Origin of the sequence: Bacillus sp. HNG (genome assembly GCF_003400205.1) — a bacterium.
Lineage (GTDB): Bacteria > Bacillota > Bacilli > Bacillales > Bacillaceae_L > Ferdinandcohnia.
Genome location: NZ_QUQV01000040.1, coordinates 1 through 2,879 on the forward strand (window position 1 = coordinate 1; position 2,879 = coordinate 2,879).

Annotated in this window: 1 rRNA gene; it reads left to right on the top strand. The window is 52.3% G+C overall.

What is annotated here, in order from left to right:
* Positions 1-2 precede the first annotated feature (2 nt).
* Positions 3-2,879, top strand: a 23S ribosomal RNA gene (locus DZB84_RS24500); the annotation flags it as partial.

A 2,879-nucleotide genomic window follows, 5' to 3' on the forward strand; every position in this document is an offset into this window, starting at 1 on the left:
TAGGTTAAGTTATGAAGGGCGCACGGTGGATGCCTTGGCACTAGGAGCCGATGAAGGACGGTACTAACACCGATATGCTTCGGGGAGCTGTAAGTAAGCATTGATCCGAAGATTTCCGAATGGGGAAACCCACTGCTCGTAATGGGGCAGTATCCTTACCTGAATACATAGGGTAAGAGAAGGTAGACCCGGGGAACTGAAACATCTTAGTACCCGGAGGAAGAGAAAGCAAACGCGATTTCCTGAGTAGCGGCGAGCGAAACGGAAGATAGCCCAAACCAAGAGGCTTGCCTCTTGGGGTTGTAGGACACTCTATACGGAGTTACAAAAGAGCGAAGTAGACGAAGCGACCTGGAAAGGTCCGTCAGAGAAGGTAACAACCCTGTAGTCGAAACTTCGTTCTCTCTTGAGTGGATCCTGAGTACGGCGGGACACGTGAAATCCCGTCGGAAGCTGGGAGGACCATCTCCCAAGGCTAAATACTCCCTAGTGACCGATAGTGAACCAGTACCGTGAGGGAAAGGTGAAAAGCACCCCGGAAGGGGAGTGAAAGAGAACCTGAAACCGTGTGCCTACAAGTAGTCAAAGCACATTCATGTGTGATGGCGTGCCTTTTGTAGAATGAACCGGCGAGTTACGATCCCGTGCAAGGTTAAGTTGAAGAGACGGAGCCGCAGCGAAAGCGAGTCTGAATAGGGCGACATAGTACGTGGTCGTAGACCCGAAACCAGGTGATCTACCCATGTCCAGGGTGAAGTTCAGGTAACACTGAATGGAGGCCCGAACCCACGCACGTTGAAAAGTGCGGGGATGAGGTGTGGGTAGCGGAGAAATTCCAATCGAACTTGGAGATAGCTGGTTCTCTCCGAAATAGCTTTAGGGCTAGCCTCGAGTATAGAGTCTTGGAGGTAGAGCACTGATTGGACTAGGGGCCCTCATCGGGTTACCGAATTCAGTCAAACTCCGAATGCCAAAGACTTGATTCTCGGGAGTCAGACTGCGAGTGATAAGATCCGTAGTCAAGAGGGAAACAGCCCAGACCACCAGCTAAGGTCCCAAAGTATACGTTAAGTGGAAAAGGATGTGGAGTTGCTTAGACAACCAGGATGTTGGCTTAGAAGCAGCCACCATTTAAAGAGTGCGTAATAGCTCACTGGTCGAGTGACTCTGCGCCGAAAATGTACCGGGGCTAAACGTATCACCGAAGCTGTGGATTGTTCTTACGAACAATGGTAGGAGAGCGTTCTAAGTGCAGCGAAGTCAGACCGAGAGGACTGGTGGAGCGCTTAGAAGTGAGAATGCCGGTATGAGTAGCGAAAGAGGGGTGAGAATCCCCTCCACCGAATGCCTAAGGTTTCCTGAGGAAGGCTCGTCCGCTCAGGGTTAGTCGGGACCTAAGCCGAGGCTGAAAAGCGTAGGCGATGGACAACAGGTTGAAATTCCTGTACCACCTCATTACCGTTTGAGCAATGGAGGGACGCAGGAGGATAGGGTAAGCGCGCTGTTGGATATGCGCGTCCAAGCAGTTAGACTGGTAAGTAGGCAAATCCGCTTACCGTAAGGTTGAGCTGTGATGGCGAGGGAAATATAGTACCGAAGTTCCTGATTCCACACTGCCAAGAAAAGCTTCTAGCGAGGTAAAAGGTGCCCGTACCGCAAACCGACACAGGTAGGCGAGGAGAGAATCCTAAGGTGATCGAGAGAACTCTCGTTAAGGAACTCGGCAAAATGACCCCGTAACTTCGGGAGAAGGGGTGCTTTTTAGGGTGAATAGCCCTGAAAAGCCGCAGTGAATAGGCCCAGGCGACTGTTTAGCAAAAACACAGGTCTCTGCGAAGCCGCAAGGCGAAGTATAGGGGCTGACACCTGCCCGGTGCTGGAAGGTTAAGAGGAGGGGTTAGCGCAAGCGAAGCTCTGAATCGAAGCCCCAGTAAACGGCGGCCGTAACTATAACGGTCCTAAGGTAGCGAAATTCCTTGTCAGGTAAGTTCTGACCCGCACGAAAGGTGTAACGATCTGGGCACTGTCTCAACGAGAGACTCGGTGAAATTATAGTACCTGTGAAGATGCAGGTTACCCGCGACAGGACGGAAAGACCCCGTGGAGCTTTACTGCAACCTGATATTGAATTTTGGTACAGCTTGTACAGGATAGGTAGGAGCCTTGGAAGCCGGAGCGCCAGCTTCGGTGGAGGCGTCGGTGGGATACTACCCTGGCTGTATTGAAATTCTAACCCGAAGGCCTTATCGGCCTTGGAGACAGTGTCAGGTGGGCAGTTTGACTGGGGCGGTCGCCTCCTAAAAAGTAACGGAGGCGCCCAAAGGTTCCCTCAGAATGGTTGGAAATCATTCGTAGAGTGTAAAGGCACAAGGGAGCTTGACTGCGAGACCTACAAGTCGAGCAGGGACGAAAGTCGGGCTTAGTGATCCGGTGGTTCCGCATGGAAGGGCCATCGCTCAACGGATAAAAGCTACCCCGGGGATAACAGGCTTATCTCCCCCAAGAGTCCACATCGACGGGGAGGTTTGGCACCTCGATGTCGGCTCATCGCATCCTGGGGCTGTAGTCGGTCCCAAGGGTTGGGCTGTTCGCCCATTAAAGCGGTACGCGAGCTGGGTTCAGAACGTCGTGAGACAGTTCGGTCCCTATCCGTCGTGGGCGTAGGAAATTTGAGAGGAGCTGTCCTTAGTACGAGAGGACCGGGATGGACACACCGCTGGTGTACCAGTTGTCCTGCCAAGGGCATAGCTGGGTAGCTATGTGTGGAAGGGATAAGTGCTGAAAGCATCTAAGCATGAAGCCCCCCTCAAGATGAGATTTCCCATAGTGTTAAACTAGTAAGATCCCTCGAAGATGACGAGGTTGATAGGTCAGAGGTG